This is a genomic window from Rhizobium sp. T1470 (assembly GCF_042140505.1).
Classification (GTDB): Bacteria; Pseudomonadota; Alphaproteobacteria; order Rhizobiales; family Rhizobiaceae; genus Rhizobium; species Rhizobium favelukesii.
Genome location: NZ_CP148093.1, coordinates 15,142 through 31,740 on the forward strand (window position 1 = coordinate 15,142; position 16,599 = coordinate 31,740).

The 16,599-nt window shown below is 58.5% G+C and carries 15 protein-coding genes and 1 pseudogene; 4 read left to right on the forward strand and 12 right to left on the reverse strand.

The window, feature by feature from the left end; genetic code table 11:
* Positions 1-142: 142 nt before the first annotated feature.
* The 12 genes and pseudogenes from trbI to traI form a co-directional block, all read right to left on the reverse strand.
* Positions 143-1,441, reverse strand: coding sequence for an IncP-type conjugal transfer protein TrbI (trbI, locus tag WGT02_RS29835; RefSeq protein WP_208245739.1), 1,299 nt, complete (start codon positions 1,439-1,441; stop codon positions 143-145).
* Positions 1,442-1,452: 11 nt separating this feature from the next.
* Positions 1,453-1,893, reverse strand: a complete 441-nt coding sequence (gene trbH / locus WGT02_RS29840) for a conjugal transfer protein TrbH (RefSeq protein WP_208245741.1) — start codon at positions 1,891-1,893, stop codon at positions 1,453-1,455.
* 3 nt (positions 1,894-1,896) lie between these two features.
* Positions 1,897-2,701: pseudogene (gene trbG, locus WGT02_RS29845) on the reverse strand (P-type conjugative transfer protein TrbG).
* 17 nt (positions 2,702-2,718) lie between these two features.
* Entirely contained in the window at positions 2,719-3,381 is a 663-nt protein-coding gene (locus tag WGT02_RS29850) for a conjugal transfer protein TrbF (protein ID WP_024317480.1), read from the reverse strand.
* Positions 3,382-3,401: 20 nt separating this feature from the next.
* On the reverse strand, positions 3,402-4,583 hold the full coding sequence (gene trbL, locus WGT02_RS29855; protein WP_208245743.1) for a P-type conjugative transfer protein TrbL: 1,182 nt from the start codon (positions 4,581-4,583) through the stop codon (positions 3,402-3,404).
* Positions 4,577-4,774 carry an entry exclusion protein TrbK gene (gene trbK, locus WGT02_RS29860; RefSeq protein ID WP_024317478.1) on the reverse strand — a complete coding sequence of 66 codons (198 nt, stop codon included), beginning with the start codon at positions 4,772-4,774 and terminating at the stop codon, positions 4,577-4,579. Before trbK ends, trbL begins: the two co-directional genes overlap by 7 nt.
* Positions 4,771-5,574: a P-type conjugative transfer protein TrbJ gene (trbJ, locus tag WGT02_RS29865; RefSeq protein ID WP_208245745.1), complete on the reverse strand. Its 804-nt coding sequence runs from the start codon at positions 5,572-5,574 to the stop codon at positions 4,771-4,773. The genes trbK and trbJ overlap by 4 nt, the downstream gene beginning before the upstream one ends.
* Positions 5,546-8,002, reverse strand: a complete 2,457-nt coding sequence (locus WGT02_RS29870; protein ID WP_208245748.1) for a conjugal transfer protein TrbE — start codon at positions 8,000-8,002, stop codon at positions 5,546-5,548. Before WGT02_RS29870 ends, trbJ begins: the two co-directional genes overlap by 29 nt.
* Positions 8,003-8,012: 10 nt before the next feature.
* Positions 8,013-8,309: a conjugal transfer protein TrbD gene (locus WGT02_RS29875; protein WP_208245750.1), complete on the reverse strand. Its 297-nt coding sequence runs from the start codon at positions 8,307-8,309 to the stop codon at positions 8,013-8,015.
* On the reverse strand, positions 8,302-8,685 hold the full coding sequence (locus tag WGT02_RS29880; protein WP_208245752.1) for a TrbC/VirB2 family protein: 384 nt from the start codon (positions 8,683-8,685) through the stop codon (positions 8,302-8,304). Before WGT02_RS29880 ends, WGT02_RS29875 begins: the two co-directional genes overlap by 8 nt.
* Complete coding sequence (trbB, locus tag WGT02_RS29885) at positions 8,675-9,652, reverse strand: P-type conjugative transfer ATPase TrbB (RefSeq protein ID WP_208245753.1); 978 nt, start codon at positions 9,650-9,652, stop codon at positions 8,675-8,677. The genes WGT02_RS29880 and trbB overlap by 11 nt, the downstream gene beginning before the upstream one ends.
* A gap of 10 nt (positions 9,653-9,662) precedes the next feature.
* The gene (traI, locus tag WGT02_RS29890) at positions 9,663-10,286 is read right to left on the reverse strand and encodes an acyl-homoserine-lactone synthase TraI (protein ID WP_024317472.1); all 624 of its coding nucleotides are present in this window, start codon (positions 10,284-10,286) and stop codon (positions 9,663-9,665) included.
* 688 nt (positions 10,287-10,974) lie between these two features.
* Between traI and repA the strand changes: the two genes are divergently transcribed.
* The 4 genes from repA to WGT02_RS29910 all read left to right on the forward strand — a co-directional run bounded on the left by repA (position 10,975) and on the right by WGT02_RS29910 (position 16,535).
* Positions 10,975-12,198, forward strand: coding sequence for a plasmid partitioning protein RepA (gene repA, locus WGT02_RS29895; protein ID WP_208245754.1), 1,224 nt, complete (start codon positions 10,975-10,977; stop codon positions 12,196-12,198).
* Positions 12,195-13,229 (forward strand): plasmid partitioning protein RepB, encoded by a 1,035-nt coding sequence (gene repB, locus WGT02_RS29900; RefSeq protein ID WP_208245755.1) that lies wholly within the window; start codon positions 12,195-12,197, stop codon positions 13,227-13,229. Before repA ends, repB begins: the two co-directional genes overlap by 4 nt.
* A 191-nt stretch (positions 13,230-13,420) precedes the next feature.
* Positions 13,421-14,635 carry a plasmid replication protein RepC gene (repC, locus tag WGT02_RS29905; RefSeq protein ID WP_208246377.1) on the forward strand — a complete coding sequence of 405 codons (1,215 nt, stop codon included), beginning with the start codon at positions 13,421-13,423 and terminating at the stop codon, positions 14,633-14,635.
* A 1,231-nt stretch (positions 14,636-15,866) separates the two neighbouring features.
* Entirely contained in the window at positions 15,867-16,535 is a 669-nt protein-coding gene (locus WGT02_RS29910) for a TniB family NTP-binding protein (RefSeq protein ID WP_225040308.1), read from the forward strand.
* The last annotated feature ends 64 nt before the right edge of the window (positions 16,536-16,599 follow it).

Sequence of the window (16,599 nt, forward strand, 5' to 3'; positions counted from 1 at the left end):
ACTCACCTCTTTTGAGTATTCAAGTCCTCACGAGCTAAAATATGACTTCTGAGGAGAAAATTTAGGCGCACTGATTTTCGCCACGCTGGATGGCCCTGTTGACGCGCAGCGAAATGGCGGGGATCTCAGATTTCTGCGCGACTTAGCGGTCGCGATAGGTAGACGGGAAAACGATGTCTTGGTCGACCAGCACATTAAACTTGTAGCCCGGACGGATACGGATCGTCGGCTGCACGTTCAGGTTCTTCGATATCGTCTGTTCCGCGACTCGACCAAAGCTTTCGGCAAAATTCCGCCGTTCTGCATCCGAGGCGGTGTCCTGCGTCGCCAGCGTCGAACTCTCGGGCATCGACATATCGATCCCGGTCCCGATGATTGCCACGAGCGCTGCGGAACCGAAGGTCCTCCAGAGATGGCGGTCGACCTTGTCCCGGAAGCCCCCATATCCTTCGGCGTCCGTGCCGGCCATGCCGCCGATCTGCAGCGCAGACCCATTCGGAAAAATGAGGTCGGTCCAGACGACGAGAACGCGTTCCTGTCCGAATGAGACCTTGGAATCGTAGCGGCCGAACAGCTTTGCGCCCTGCGGGATGAGAAGACGGTAGCCAGTTGCGCTATCGTAGACATTCTGGCTGACCTGAGCGGTAATGGGCCCTGGCAGATCGGAATTGAGGCCAGTGATCAAGGTGGCGGGAATGACTGAGCCGCGCTTCAATTCATTGGGTGACATCGGCGGCACCACCTGGTTTGGCAGGTAGCCGAGATCCTTGATGTCCTGATTGAAGAAGTCCTCCTTCGACGTCTGCCCGTTCTGATCGACGTTCTGGCCCATCAGGCCCGATTTCATAGCCGCGGCATAAAGGTCTGACGCACCGTTTGTCGCGATTTTTGTCGGCTGACGGCCGGCGTCGGTGGTGGAGTTTGCGGCGTCCTCGACGTCGGAGAAGTCTACCTCCAGCGGCGAATCGAGCGCGGTAGCGCGGGCCTGGAGACGCGCCATCCGTTGGCGCAGTGCCTCGCGCAGGTATTGTTCATCCTGCTCTCGCTTCAGGCGAGCCTTCCATTCTTCTTCTGGCTCGAGACCTTGTCGATGGTCTTGTCGCTCCACCGGTTGGCGCGCGACGACCGGTTCCTGCTTTTCCGTTTTCTCCACCACGACAGGTGTCGTTTGAAACACCTCCTGTTTATCTGGCTCACCGATAATGCCATCCGTTACACCCCGCTTGAACTGGTCGCCGAAACTGGTCGCAGGGCTGTTGGAAGCACTCTCGATGTCGCCACGATTGAAAGACAGCCCGCGCAGCGAAAGACCAATCACCACGACCCCGACGAAGAGCACGATGACAATGATGGCAACGATGATCGGCAGGCGGTTGAGCCGGCGCATGCCATTCTGATCGGCGGCCTGGCTGGACGTGCCAAGCTGAAGCGATTGGACCATGTTAATCTCCGTCAGTTGCGCTGCATGATCGAAAGCGGACTGGCCGGCGTGGCGCCGGCCGCCGTCGGCTTGTAAGCGCGGCCAAGAGCGATGGAAGGTGTTGAGACCCGCGCCAAAACCTGTCCGTCGAAGCCCTCGATTGCATAAGCAAGCTCGACCGGCTTGATGTCTTTGGCGACCTTGCCGTCCGTGACGACAGTGTAGCCCCACCCCTTCAGGGCCGCTTCGAGGGCAGTCGCGAACTCCGACGTGTCTTTCTCCATTTTGATCGTCGTCGTAGCACCGGCCGGGCCGATCTGTTCAGCCAGGCGGCTTGCCATGTCCCCGGCGATAGCGCTCGCGGCCGGTCCGGTGACGGCAACGGGGGTGGAACTGGTGGTCAGGGCGTCGTCGGCCGTCTGGCAGCCGGAGAGCAGCGTGGCCACGACGAAATATGCGAGAAGCTTGCGCATTGGTCAGCCTCCCCGCCGGATGGTGATCTTCTGTTGCCGCCAACCGACACCGGAAACGAGGATCGCCTTGTCGATCGCATAGTCGACGGTCATCATGTCGTTCTTCATCCGGTAATTGACGATGCGATTTTGACCGCCGGAGACGACGAAGAGCACAGGCGCATCCTGTGCGGAGATCGCCTTCGGGAACTGGATGTAGGTCTTCATCCCGTCCGAATAGACTCGCTTCGGCCTCCAGGGAGCGCTCCCGCTCACCGAGTAGGAGAAGTTCAGCTTGTCCGGCGCGGTGCGCGGAATGCCGCCCGTTTCGAGACGAGCGTTGATGTCGGCGAGCTTGGTCGACACGTCGTCCGGATATTCGAAACCAACGCGCGCCATGTACTGGCTGGGATGGGACTTGAGCTGGATATGATAGGTGCGCCGCGATGTCGTAACGACCATCGAGGTGAGAAGGCCTGGCTCCGATGGTTTGATGATAAGATGGATCGCCTGTGGTCCCCGAGGTGGCCGGCTCCACCTTCCAACGCACCGTGTCGCCGACCATAACATCGCGAACGATCTCGCCACCCTGAAGTTCGATATCGCAGACCTGTAGCGGCGAGCAGACCACGGAAGGTTGGGTCTCGCCGAACAGGAAGATCACTTTTCCATCCGGACCTGTCGTCACCAGTCCCGGCGTGCCGCGCCACTTTCTGGAAAGATCTGTTCCCTTCACCTCGTTGCTCGTCATGCTTTGCGCCTGCGCGCCAGCCGCAAGCAAGAGTCCGGCCATGCAGCCGGCGGCTGCGATCAATCCCGTTTTTGTCATTGAAAGAATCCCTGCCCTTAAAGCTGTGCCGTCCAGTCGAAATCCCGGACGTAGAGGCCGATTGGATTGAGGCGGATCGTCGCCTCATCCTGTGGCGCGGTGAGCGTCACCGTTGCGATCCCGCGGAACCGCCGCGTGCCGATCTCCTTGCCCTTGCGGTCTCGCTCGTATTCCGTCCAGTCGATCTGATAGGTCTGGTTCGAAAGCGCGACGATGTTGTTGACCTCGATGGCAACTGTCGAAGACTTCGCCTTCTCGAACGGAGAATTGCCTCGAAACCAGGCGTTGACCTTCTCGGTTGACGGGTCGGAGGTGCGAAGAAGGGCGTAGGTGCGGTCGATATATTGCTTCTGCACCACCGCATCCGGCGTGATCGAGCGAAAGTTTGTGATGAAGTTGCCGAGTGTGGCGCGCACCACGCGAACATCGGCATACTCGATCTGCTCGGGGAAACCTGCCGTGACCGCAGTTCCGAGCTTGTCGACCTCGACGATGTAAGGCACGAGCCTCACTTGCGTGCTCAGATACATCGCGTAGCTGAAGCCGATGACGGCCATGACCAGACCGAGGACACCAACAATGCGCCATGCGGCTGCGGCTTTCACATAGGAGCCATAGCGTTCGCTCCATTCCTGGCGGGCGGCAAGATACGGGTTTTCCGGGGCGCGGTTCGCTGCCATTTATTCTTCCCTTGTCTCGATTATGGTTTGTCGTTGCGTTCGGGAGGAGGCTTCGGTCCGCTATGACCGCCGCGCTGTTCATCGAGCTTGGCGTTGGCCAGTCCGAGAATGGACCCGGCATAAGCACCCGGAGAGCCGATTGCCTTTTCCTTCGCGGCTGATCCGGCTGCTTGCGCGCCGGAACCGAAGCTCGCGCCAACGCCGCGAAGAGCGGCACCTGCAACAGGTGAACCGCCAGCTCGTGCGGCCTGCGCGGCCGCAAAACCCGCGCCGGCAGCGCCGGCGGAGAGGAAGCCAGCGCCGGCGGCGAAGGATGCCGTTTGCCCGCCGTGGCGGATCGCTTCCATCCCTCCGGACACCGATGCGCCCTGGACAACGCCCTGGATGATGTTCGGGACATACATGGCGATGATGAAGACGACGACGGAGATGCCTGCGATGGCCAAGGTCGTGACGAACTGATCCGACGAGGCGGTGGGCGCTTGGGCAAGGCCAAGCAGGACGTTCGACCCGATCTTGGCAATCATCACAAGGGCCATGAGCTTCATGCCGACGCCGAAGGCATAGACGAGGTATCGAATGGCAAAGTCTTTCGTGAAGGACGAACCACCCAGTCCGAGCATGATCATGCCGGCGAGCAGGCCGACATACATCTCGACCATGACCGACACGAAGATCGCTGCGACCAGGGAGAAGCAGATGACCACGATGCCCATTGCGAGAACGGCGGCAATCGCGAGCGCATTGTCTTCGAACACCCCGAACTGTGCTTGTTGCGACATTTGGGAGGCGACGCGGATGCCGGCGTCGAACACCTCGGCAGGCGAAGCGGAACCGCCGCCGGCGCCAATCTGGAAAAGGCTGTCGACCACTGCTCGCGCAAAGGTCGGACCTTGGGTCAGAACGAATGCGAAGAACCCGATGAACATGATCCGCCGCACCAGTTCAGCGAACCAGCTGTCCAGCGAGGCCGACTGGATCGCCAGCCAGACGGCCGCGATGCCAATCTCGATGGTTGCGAGAATCCAGAACAGGGATTTCGCCGCATCCATGATGGTGGTTTCCCACCCCTTCGCAGCGGACGAGACCTGGTTTTCCAGTTCTGTCAGGACCTGTCCCTCCTGCGCGAAGGCGGGTACGGCAAAGGCTATGCAAAGAAGCCCTGCAATCAGAAATGAACGTGCAACAATTCCCTTCACCATCTCGGGCGCATCTCCTGACCATCCTCGATTGGCGGCAGCTCCTTGTTGGAGCCGAAAAATTCCTCCCGGGCGGCGCGCTCCTCGGTGAGCGCAGGTTCTCCGGTGTTTCTGGAATTGACGATCAGCACTGTCGCTACTGAGGATGCAGCGGCGAGAGCCAGCAGCAAGGCAATGAGGACGGAGCGGCTCACCAGCGCGGCTCCATTTTCTGGCCTTCCGGAACGATCTTGACCTCGGCGTTGAAAAACTTTTCCCGCCGCGCCTGCGCCAGGTCCTTGTCGGTTTGCTCCGTCTGAAGCCAGGTTCCCATCATCGTCATCTGTTGGGAGACGAGACCGCGAAGCTTCTGCATTTGTGCGGCCTGTTGTGCTGCGATCTCGTGCCCAACCTGCAGAGCCTTCATCTGCCCGTCAGCCGTCTCGGACATCGACCTCAACGAGGACATCGTGTCTTCCTCGCTATCGAACTGATCGGCCGTGAGGCTCGCCGCCTTCAGCGAGCTGGCGATGGTGTCACGGTTGGTGTTCGACCAGGACTGATACGTCGAGGAGACCGTCCCGTTGTCCCGCAAGTTGGTCTTGAGATCGGCGTAGCTCTGAAAGCGCTGCTGAAGAACATCGTCCGCATTCCCCATCGAAAAGGCGATGCCCTGTCCCTCGTCGACGATACTGCGCAGCTGGTTGAGATCGCTTTCGACCTGCCCCCAGACATGGTCAGGAAGCTGCACGGTGTTTTGCATCATGTTCTCGTAGATTTTGAGCTGGTTCTGAATCTGCTCTGCAAGCTGGCTGATCTGGGTCAGCTGATTGTCGACCTGGATGCCGGAGCTTTTCAGGAGGTCCACGAGTTGCGCATTGTTGGCGAGCTGCGTCCATTCCGTCGCAGCGCCGGTGGCTGTACCGGCTTGCACCGAGCCCGAGGTCACGATCATGAGGGTGGCGGCCGCGAGGCAAGCAAACCATCTATTCGTACTTGAGTAGCGATGCGGCATCGTGAACTCCTCTCGTTTCAAGCCAGTGGATCGGCCAGTCGCGGCCATGTTCGGATTTGAGTGCGCGGATGCGCTTGAGGTCCTCTTTGCCCGACGCGCCGACAAAGCTCAGCGCAACCGGCCCCAACGACATGTTGAACAGCCGCCGGCCTTCTGGCGTGGCCACGTAGTATTCGCGCTTCGGCATGGCGGTAGCGACGATCTCGATCTGCCGCTCGTTGAAGCCGATGCGCTCGTAGAATTCTCGCGTCCCCGACTCGCGAGCGGCACCATTTGGGAGGCATATCTTTGTAGGGCAGGATTCCTTTAGGACGTCTATGATCCCGGACCGCTCGGCATCGGAGATCGATTGGGTCGCAAGAACGACAGCGCAATTCGCCTTGCGCAGCACCTTGAGCCACTCGCGAATCTTGTCGCGGAACACAGGGTGGCCGAGCATCAGCCACGCCTCGTCGAGCACGATCAGGCTCGGCGACCCATCCAAACGCTTTTCGATCCGGCGGAAGAGGTAGGTCAGCACCGGCACGAGATTGCGCTCGCCCAAATTCATCAGGTGCTCGATCTCGAAAGTCTGGAAGGCACCGAGTGTGAGGCCGTCCTCTTCCGCATCGAGGAGCTGGCCCATAGGGCCATCGACGGTATAATGATGCAGTGCGTCCTTGATCTCGCGCAGCTGCACGCCGCTGACGAAATCTGAGAGCGAGCGACCGGATGCACTCGCCATCAGTCCGATCTGCCGAGAGATGGCGTTACGATAATCTGGGGTGATGGTGACGCCCTGCAGACCGACCAGCATCTCGATCCATTCCGTCGCCCAAGCCCGGTCGGCATCACTTTTGAGTTCGGAGAGTGGGCAGAAGGCCAATGCCCTCCCCTCTTCTACATTGTCGCCGCCGATCTCATAGTGATCGCCGCCGGCTGCGAGCGTCAGGGGTAGAAGTGAACTGCCTTTGTCAAAGGCGAAGATCTGCGCATTTTCGTACCGCAGAAACTGCGCGGCGATCAGAACCAGAAGTGTCGACTTGCCTGAACCGGTGGGACCGAAGATCAGCGTGTGCCCAACATCATCGACGTGCAGATTCAGGCGGAAAGCTGTCGATCCGCTCGCAACCTGCATTAAGGGCGGGGAATTCGGTGCGAAAAAGGGGCATGGCGCAACGGGGTTTCCGGGCCAGACCGAGTTCAGCGGAATCAAGTCGGCGAGATTGCACGTGTTGATCAGCGGCTCACGGATGTTGCAATACCAGTTGCCCGGCAAGCTGCCGAGATAGGCGTCGGTGGCATTGAGCGTTTCGATCCGCGCCCCATAACCTTTCGCCTGGATCAGCCGGCGGACCGCTTCAGCTTTCTCCTGCAGTGCCTCGCGATCGCTGTCGAACAGCACTACGACCGGTGTGTAATAGCCATAGGCAACCAGCTGCGACGAGGCCTGCGCGATCGCATCCTCCGTCTCGACCACCATGCGCATCGCGTCCTGGTCGACGGATCGACTTTGTGTCTGGAATATCTGGTCGAAGAACGGCCGGACCTTCTGCTGCCATTTCTTGCGTGTGCGTTCGAGCTTCTGTCGGGCTTCCTCGGCATCAAGGAAGATGAAGCGCGATGACCACCGATAGGTCAGCGGCATCAGATCAAGGCTGTTTAGAATACCCGGCCAACTTTCGGCCGGCAGACCGTCGATCGCGACGACGCCCAGGAAGCGGTTTTCGACCTTTGGCGTCAGTCCGTGCTCAAGCTCCGCGGTGGCGATCCAGTCGAGATACATAGGAACATCGGGAAGCCGGATAGGATGGCTTTCCCCAGTGGTGCAGAATCGGGCGAACTGCAGCAGCTCGTCATATCGGGCGATTCGCTCCCCTCCCCTTTCGACCGTTTCGCGAGTTTCCATTCGCCGGATCGAAAGGGTGTTGTCAAAATACTGCTCAAGCTCTCGTACAGCGTTCTTGAAGACGAAGAGCACCGTGTCCGCGTAGGACTTTTTCCGGCTTTCCTCATCCGAATAGATGTATTTGCTGAGAGCAGTCTTCTTGGACTCGAGCGGCCGATAGGTCAGGATCAGCGCATGCTTGCTCTCGAAATGCCCCTTCTCGCGCGCGAAATGTGCGCGCCGCTCAGCATCGATCGCGCGGGTCACCGGGTCGGGGAAATGGCAACGGTCTTCCGATGGATAGTCGACCGTCGGAATGCGGATGGCTTCGACCTGGATCATCCAACCACTTCCAAGCCGCGACAGAACGGGATTGATCTGCCTCGATAGTTCGTTGCGCTCGAAGTCGGTCGCACTTTCGGAGTCCGGGCCAGCGAAGTACCAGCCGGCCATCAGGCTTCCGTCCCTCAGCAGGAGGACACCATTGTCGACGAGGCCAGCGTATGGAACGAGATCGGCGAAGGATGGGCCTGTGGCCCGGAAGCGTTTGAGAGCTACCACTGCCGTCTCCTCAGTACCGCCGCCAGGGCGAAGTGGTCGCCTTGTAGGTCGGCTTGTAGGAAATGTGCCTGATATAGACCTGCCGCATGTGCGGATCGGACTTCGCCATCATCCTGAGAGCCCCGACGATCACGACCCAGACAGCAGCACCGAAGAACGCTGAATAGACGGTGAGGACGACGAAAATCAGGATCACGGCCGCAACGCCGGTCAACACCAGTTCCCGGTCGGCGCCCATCAGGAGGTTCGGGCGGGAAAGCGCGCGATGGATGCGGTTGCGCCGCAAGCCGGACAGGGACTCAGCCATGAGCCCCCTCGCCTTCTCCGTTCGAAACAGTCGTCGTGATCTGCTCGTCGGCCAGCCCGACCGAAGCGCCGGACGCACCAAACAGGCCGACGATGGTTGTGGCACCCAGCAGGATGCCGGCGACGAGAACGACGTACACAAGGCGTCGTGCGAAATCGTTGAGCTCGCCGCCAAAGATCAGCATCCCGCCGGCAATGGCCACGGCTGCAAGCGCGATCGCACCCGCGACCGGGCCGGTGATCGACTCCTGAATCTGCTGCAGTGGCCCTTCGCATGGGAGGCTCCCGCCGGAACTAGCGAGTGCCGGCGCGACAGAGGCAAGAACGATTGGCGCCGCCACGAGCGCGGCGGCGATGAGGGTATGCTTACGCGACATGGCGCGCCTCCTGTTCTTCCGTGAGCTGGTGGGATTCGATCTCGTACTGGCCGCCCGCGAACCGCTCGACGTGAATGACGTCTCGAATGCGCCGTCCATGCGGCGTCCGCTCGATCGAGATGACTAGGTCGACGGCCTCCCCGATCACCTCGTGCATCGGCTGCTGGCTTGCTTCGGCGGTCAGCTGTTCAAGGCGACGCAGTGCCGACATGGCGGTGTTCGAGTGAATGGTCGCCACGCCACCCGGGTGACCGGTGTTCCAGGCCTTCAGCAGCGTCAGGGCCGCGCCGTCACGGACCTCGCCCACAACGATCCTGTCGGGACGCAGCCGCATCGTGCTCTTGAGGAGCCGCGCCATGTCGATCGTATCGCTGGTATGCAGGAGAACGGCGTTCTCGGCCGCGCACTGGATTTCCGCGGTATCCTCAAGGATGACGAGGCGATCCTCTGGCACAGACTTGACGATCTCGTGGATCACTGCGTTCGCTAGCGTCGTCTTGCCCGAGCCCGTTCCCCCGGAAATGATGATGTTCAGCCTTGCGGAAATCGCGCTGCGAATCGTCGACGCCTGGTATTCTGTCATCACGCCAGTACGGACATAGTCTTCGAGCGCAATGAGGCGCGATGCCCGGCGTCGAATCGTGAAGGCAGGCTTGGCGACGACGGGGGGCAACAGACCTTCGAAACGGTGGCCACCGATTGGCAACTCGCCGGAGATGATTGGCTGTTCCGTGTCGACCTCTGACTGAAGCGCGTGCGCCACTGTGCCGATGACCATCTCCGCGGCAGCCGACGACATCTCGCCGGCAGGTGCAACGCCGTGACCGAGGCGTTCGATGAACAGCTTTCCGTCCGGATTCAGCATGATCTCGACCACATTCACGTCGTCTAGGGCGACACAAAGCTGATCGCCGAGCGCCTCCTGAAGTTTGCGGACAAGCCGAGGGTGAGAGCGAAGCTGGTTCACGGATTTCTCCTTACGCTGCCTGGCTGAGAGGGGTGAGTTCAGAACGGTAATTGGAAGGACGGAGCCTGAGGAACGTCTCCGCATTGGCGGGCAGTGTGCCCGCCACGGCCATTGTCACGCCGATCTTCTTTGGTTCGCCCAAACGCTGTAGAGGCCATCCGACGCGCGCGAGGATTCGCTCGAACCTAAGATCGGTCACCGTGACAATCTCGGTGTAGCCATTCGCCAGGCACCATTCGATGATGCCTGCGAACATGGTCAGGGTCGCCTCATGGACCGAGCCTGGTCGCCTGTTGTTTGAAAGCATCGTGTCAACGCAGAAGCGGGAGCTTTCGATCATGGCCGAATGGCCATGGAGCCGTCCTCCTGGAAGTAGCGAAGGAAAGACGTTTTCTGCCATTGTTGGACCCAAGGCTGGGAGAAGCCTGGCGCAGCCGACGACGCGATTGTCCGAAGAGACCGCGAGGATGTAAGCGGGCCCAAGCTTATCGAACGAATCCGCCTCTCGGCCGTCGACAACGTGAACGTCCCAGCCGAGCCGATCGAAAAAAACATTTGCCCGCAAGGAATGGTGCGCTTCGAGGAGTTGGTGCTCGCGATGAGTTCCGGCGGCAGAGATAGCGACAATGTGCATAATTTTCTCCGTCAAAGAATGACGGCTGGAAAAAGAGCACGGATGACAGCTATGCGGCAGTTGTAGAGTTCTACAAGGTGGGTTCAGCTGAGCGCAGATCTTAGTCGATGACATTGCATGGCAGCAGGCCACCACTTCAGGCAGTCATCCAGTGGCATGTTGATTGCCGAGATTGATGATGCCAAGAATGCGTGGCCGCGGAGCGTCGGTAACCGCTTGACCTTCTATGTTGACACCCCTGCACATACATCTCTGCTATCGTGGCTACCAGCGCCCAGTCGGAGCGCCGACCTCATTCGAATAGTTCTGTTGAGAAGTGCCCCAGGCGATCCTATGGAACCCGTGCGCTCGCGTTTTGCCGCCCGAGTATCTCGTCAATCTCCGCTTCCAGCACCTCCTGCATCATTGACGGACTGTCCATGACCGCCGCCTTCAAACGATTTGCAGGACCTTCAATTCACTACCTGCCTTTGTAGGATTCACAGGAGAACAATTCGTGATCAAGAGCATAGGAGGGACGGGTTAACTGTCGGAGATGAAATAGAAAAAGCGGAAATATCGCTTGGAGATCATTTCCAAGCCTTTACGAAATCGTAACCCTAATCTTCTGGACGCGTTCAGGAGAATCGTGTTCTATCCTTGGCGGGCAATGGCCGGTAAACCGGTAGAATGCCGCCAAGAGGAATAGATGGCGATAGCAAACCGAGTAGAATCAGTTGTCGGCTCCAAGGAAGATGCTGGCAGCAAAATCATGCGGCATGCAGGGCTTTTGTCCGGGCAATTGCAGCAGCTTAGAACCCGCATGTATCCGCCAAAGTCGGAAAAGATCCTGCGTCCGTTTCTGACAAACGAAGTGTCGAAGCTTACCTCTATCCCAGATTCCACGCTGAAGCTCATGTCCATCGAAGGGCGCGGACCGGTTCCCAGCAGGTTGGAGAACAACCATCGCGTCTACACTCTGGCTCAGATCAATGAGCTGCGTGCGTTGTTCGCAATGCAAAAACCTGCGGAGGCAGTGCGATTCCTTCCTCGCCGTCGCGCCGGCGAGCATCTCCAGGTGGTTGCCGTAGCGAACTTCAAGGGTGGCAGCGCAAAGACCACGACCTGCGTCCATCTATCCCATTATCTCGCGCTTCACGGTTATCGCGTACTTGCATTGGATTTGGATCCGCAAGCATCCCTGTCCGCTATGTTTGGTGCTCAGCCAGAGATTGATGTTGGGTCAAATGAAACAATTTACGCCGCTTTGCGCTACGACGAGGCCGAACGTCGCCCAATCCAGGAAATCATCCGCAAGACATACTTCGATGGCATTGACCTGATTCCGGGAAATCTCGAAGTCATGGAGTATGAACACGAAACGCCACGGGTTTTGGCCAACAAATCGACCTCGGGCGCGATCTTCTTCGAACGATTGAAGTTAGCTCTTGCCGAAGTCGAGGCGGACTACGATGTCGTGATTCTCGATACTCCGCCGTCGCTCGGCTTTCTGACCCTGAGCGCGATATTCGCGGCAACGAGCATGATCATAACGGTCCATCCAGCCATGCTGGACGTTGCATCAATGAGCCAGTTTCTCCTCATGATGGGTGATTTGATTAGCGTCCTCAATGAGAGCGGTGCCCAGCTGGATCAGGATTTTATCCGATACTTGGTAACACGGCACAACCCTAATGATGCTCCGCAGTCACAGGTCGTTGCGATGCTGAGGCACTTGTTCGGCTCTGATGTCTTGCTGCCGACAGCCATAGAGAGCACTGCGGTCGAGGCTGCTGGCCTGGCAAAACGTTCGATATACGAGCTCGAGATGGGACAGATTGGTCGCGATACACAAAAACGCGCCCGTGAAGCGGTAGACGCCGTAAACGAGGCGATAATTGGACTGATCAACGATAGTTGGGGGCGGACATGAGCAAATCACCTCGGAAGTCCATTGTCGCCAGCTTCGGGCTACTTTCCGCAGAGCTTGAGAATGATCAGGCTGCGGATCAACTGCCTCCGCTGGGCCCTGCCCCCGTTGCCGGCAATCGTGTCGGAGCAGGTGTGATTGGTGCGGCCCATCGGGCCATCGATGACATCAGGACAGAGCGAGATCGTTTGAAGGCTATCGTTGAGTCGGGCGGTGGTGCGGTTAGCGAATTGGATCCTTCGCTCATCGACCCCTCCCCTTACCCGGACAGGCTGCCGGATGATGACGTCACGAGCTTCGAGATGTTCAAGCGGTCGATCGAAACCGAGGGGCAAAAGGTCCCCGTCCAGGTCCGCCGTCACCCGTCGTCTCCTGGACGTTACCAGATCGTCTATGGTCACCGACGCTGGCTCGCTGCCATGCAGCTCGGCAGGCCCGTTCGCGCCCTCGAGATGGAAATTTCCGATCTTGATCTCGTTCTAGCTCAGGGCATCGAGAATGCGGGCCGCCAGGATCTGACCTGGATCGAGCGCGCATTGTTCGCATCGCGAATGGACGACGCGGGGATCAAGCCGCGCTACATCTACGCCGCGCTTTCGATTGAGGATGCCGAACTTGCCCGAATGCGCAACGTCTACCGGGTCGTTCCTGCGGACATTATCACGGCCATTGGGCGGGCGCCGAAGGTTGGGCGGCCACGTTGGGTCGATCTCGCCAAGACAGTTGCCGGCAATCCAAGAATTCTTGATTCAATTCGGGCTGCATTAAGCACAAAAGCCGACGGCAACGAGACATCCGACCAGCGATTTCAGCGTGTTCTTAACGCGATCAAACCAGCCGACAAGAAGGGTGCGCAACCTATTCCGATCTCCGATAACAGGGGCACGAAAATTGGTGCATTGGTGATGTCCGCGAAAGAGGTCCGGATTTCGGCCGAGGGCTTACTCGGAACTGAATTTCTGAAGTTTGTCGAAGCGGAGCTGCCAGGACTTGCTGAGCGCTTTGCCCGTCAACGTGAAAGCCAACAATCCTGACAGCTGTCAGGATTCCGAAGATAAAAGAAGGGAAGCGCTGCAAAAGAAAAAGGCCCCCAAACGTTGCCGTCGTGGAAGCCTCTCTCAATGTGTGACAACTAGAGAATCGCATTTCCCCGAAACCCAGTCAAGAGTCTTTGGCACCGTAATTTGGTGGGCAGGTTTCTTTTGCCTCTTTGAAGGTGAAGAAAATGCAGATTGGAAGTGTGACGACGCCCTTTGGGCGGCGGCCGATGACGCTTGCCTTGGTGAAGCGACAGCTTGCGACGACCGAGATCAAGCCAGGCAAGTCGGCCGACAAATGGAAAATCTTCCGGGATGTAGCGGAAGCACGGGAAGTGCTTGGACTACAGGACCGTAGCCTAGCAGTCCTTGACGCGTTGCTAACTTTCTATCCTGATAAGGAGCTACGCCAGGACGGGCAGCTCGTTGTCTTTCCATCCAATGCTCAGCTGACACTCCGCGCGCATGGCATTGCTGGCGCGACGCTTCGCAGGCACTTAGCGCTTCTTGTCGAGGCTGGTCTGATCGTGCGGAAGGACAGTGCCAATGGCAAGCGCTACGCCAGAAAGGACAGTGCGGGTGGGATCGAAAGCGCATTTGGCTTCGATGTTTCACCGCTTCTATTGCGCGCTGAAGAACTCGCAGTCATGGCGCAGCAAGTCGCTGCCGATCGAGCAACCTTCCGCCGGGCAAAGGAAAGTCTGACGATTTGCCGACGGGATGTTCGAAAGCTCATTACTGCCGCGATCGAGGAAGGCGCATCAGGCGACTGGGTTACCATCGAACAAGTCTATATCACTCTGATGAGCCGGATTCCGCGCACTCCGACCCTCAGCGACGTCGCGTCAATACTGGACGAGATGTCGCTTTTGCAGGATGAAATTATCAACACCCTGGAAATGCAGCAAAATAACGAAAGTATGAGCATCAATGATGATCATCGTGAGCGCCACATACAGAATTCAAAAACCGAATCCAATCATGAACTTGAACCAAGCCTTAGAAATGGGCAGGGCGCGACGGCGGTGGACGATAGTCGGCCGCCGCGGGAGCCACTCCGGAATTTTCCTCTTGGAATGGTGCTGCGGGCTTGCCCCGAGATCGCGATGTATGGGCCGGGCGGTTCGATTGGGAGTTGGCGCGAAATGATGGGCGCAGCGGTGGTCGTGAGGTCGATGTTGGGCATCAGCCCGTCGGCCTATCAAGAGACGTGCGAGGTGATGGGGCCGGAAAATGCGGCCGCCGCGGTGGCCTGCATCCTAGAGCGGACAGGGCATATCAACTCGCCGGGGGGCTATCTTCGTGACCTCACGCGCAAGGCGGAGCGGGGCGAATTTTCGTTGTGGCCGGTCCTCATGGCGCTGCGAAGAGCTCACGGACAAGGAGATCGAGCAGTGGGCTAGGGCTGCCTCAGCGAGACAAAACCCTGACAGCTGTCAGGGTTTTGGTTCACGTGGATTTGTCGCCCGCTCCTATCGATATGAGTAACGATTCAACGAAGGCTGCCGGCCATAGAGAGCCGGTTCGACCGAATGTTTTGCCGGGATTACGATTCACTTTTCACCACCCAGCAATGGTCGGGTGGTGCATCGCCGAAGGAGACGGCGGGCGAGAGAACTGGCTCTCGCCCGCGTCTATCGCGAAACGCATCGACTAAACGTGAAGCGCCAGCCTTTGACGCATCCGTTGCCCCATGTAAGCGGCACGTCCGGGAGGTTTTGAGCGTAGCGAATCTGTGCGCCGACCATCCGAGGAAGCCGTGCGATCACACGTGTGTTCGAAGCCCCGACGACGGTATTCTCGCGATCGCAAGTACATTTCCACCCATTCGAAACTCCTCGATCCGCACTTTTTATTTGGCATTTCGTACCGAATTAGCCTGAAAAGAAAACCAGGACCGCGCGGTTGATCGCTCTGCAGCCGACTTGCACATATTGCGGAGAGCTTGAGGCTTCGACGTCGCGAGATCACTGCCCGCCCATAGCTATGTTCGATGCCGCACAGAGACCACCAGGACTCGACGTGTTTTGAATGTCACGAAGGCACGCGCGCAATTGATCAGTTCATAGCTATGTTTAGCAGGCTCAACCCGAGTGATCCGACGGATGAAAGGCGACGTGAATTGGTCAAACACGTCAAATCTTTTTCCGGCAGATATCCTGAATTAGCAGCTAAGATGCCTAAACCGGGCAGGGACCGTCCTACATGAGGGACTGAAGCGCTTTCCAGTTATAATGGATCGAGATCCTCGAATTGACCGCATATTTGCCGCGTTCGCATCGAGACTATCTTTGGTACTGCACGGAAATCATCGCGGTGAACCTGCTCCTCCAACGGCGCATATCGGGACCAACTGGATGACAAATTCGATCTCGACTCTAATGCCACACTAGATCAATTCCTGGCCCAACTCGGTGGTATTAGAAGCCTAGGCCAAGGCAGATGGCATGTTGCTGAGCAATTCCGATATTGGTGCGCTGGAGCCAAGGATGATCCGACCGCTTCGTCGCGTTTCGAGAATCGTTCGGCTTTACAGGCGTTGGCCGCCAGCGAGCGACGTAGGATCGGAACGACAGATGATGCCGATGAGAGCGAATTCTTCGACTTGTCCCCGTTGTCAGTAGAGGAATGGTCATGACGGAATATCGCCATCTGCAGCCGATGTATCAAAAGTATGCTGACATGGGGATCGAAGAACGGGTCGCCTGGATCCGGGCGGATCGTTGGTTGGAAACGGCCGATGCAAGGGCAGCTTTGGCACGGCTTGGGGATTTGCTCTCCTATCCGCCGCGAGATCGAATGCCATGTCTGCTTCTCTACGGCGACACCGGGATGGGAAAGACCAAGGTCATCCGAAAGTTCCTTCGCGATCACCAGCCCACTTTCGATCGCGGAACCGGGGTGACGACCATGCCGGTCGTGGCGATGCAGATGCCAGCCGAACCTGTTGAGCGCGACGTCTATGGTGAGCTTCTCAATTCGATGAGCGCCCCTGGTCCGGGAGGAGATGCAACTTTTCGCCTGAAGACCACTTGCCGCACCTTGATGCGCAAGATGGGGGTGCGGATGCTGATCATCGATGAGATCCATGCCATGTTGACCGGCACCTATCGGCAGCAACGGATCTTCCTCAACGTTATCCGCTTTCTGGCAAATGACCTGAAAGTTCCGCTGATTTGCGCCGGCACGGATCTGGCCCGCCAAGCGTTGTTGACGGATCCGCAGCTTGCGGAGCGGTTCGAGGCCTTTCAAAGCCGTCCGGACTGGGGCGGAGGCAATCACATTGGACAGTTTCGACGGTGACAACCTCGTGCTGCCGCTGGTTGCCATGGCGCGGCGATCGGAACGCCGCCTACAGCGGCCGGCA

Coding starts and splice junctions, on each gene's coding strand:
- trbI (WP_208245739.1), bottom strand. CDS start 1,441: ATGGTCCAATCGCTTCAGCTTGGCACGTCCAGCCAGGCCGCCGATCAG.
- WGT02_RS29880 (WP_208245752.1), bottom strand. CDS start 8,685: ATGTCGCGTAAGCATACCCTCATCGCCGCCGCGCTCGTGGCGGCGCCA.
- repC (WP_208246377.1), top strand. CDS start 13,421: ATGCAGATTGGAAGTGTGACGACGCCCTTTGGGCGGCGGCCGATGACG.
- repB (WP_208245755.1), top strand. CDS start 12,195: ATGAGCAAATCACCTCGGAAGTCCATTGTCGCCAGCTTCGGGCTACTT.
- repA (WP_208245754.1), top strand. CDS start 10,975: ATGGCGATAGCAAACCGAGTAGAATCAGTTGTCGGCTCCAAGGAAGAT.
- WGT02_RS29850 (WP_024317480.1), bottom strand. CDS start 3,381: ATGGCAGCGAACCGCGCCCCGGAAAACCCGTATCTTGCCGCCCGCCAG.
- trbL (WP_208245743.1), bottom strand. CDS start 4,583: ATGGTGAAGGGAATTGTTGCACGTTCATTTCTGATTGCAGGGCTTCTT.
- trbH (WP_208245741.1), bottom strand. CDS start 1,893: ATGCGCAAGCTTCTCGCATATTTCGTCGTGGCCACGCTGCTCTCCGGC.
- WGT02_RS29910 (WP_225040308.1), top strand. CDS start 15,867: ATGACGGAATATCGCCATCTGCAGCCGATGTATCAAAAGTATGCTGAC.
- trbJ (WP_208245745.1), bottom strand. CDS start 5,574: ATGCCGCATCGCTACTCAAGTACGAATAGATGGTTTGCTTGCCTCGCG.
- traI (WP_024317472.1), bottom strand. CDS start 10,286: ATGCACATTGTCGCTATCTCTGCCGCCGGAACTCATCGCGAGCACCAA.
- WGT02_RS29875 (WP_208245750.1), bottom strand. CDS start 8,309: ATGGCTGAGTCCCTGTCCGGCTTGCGGCGCAACCGCATCCATCGCGCG.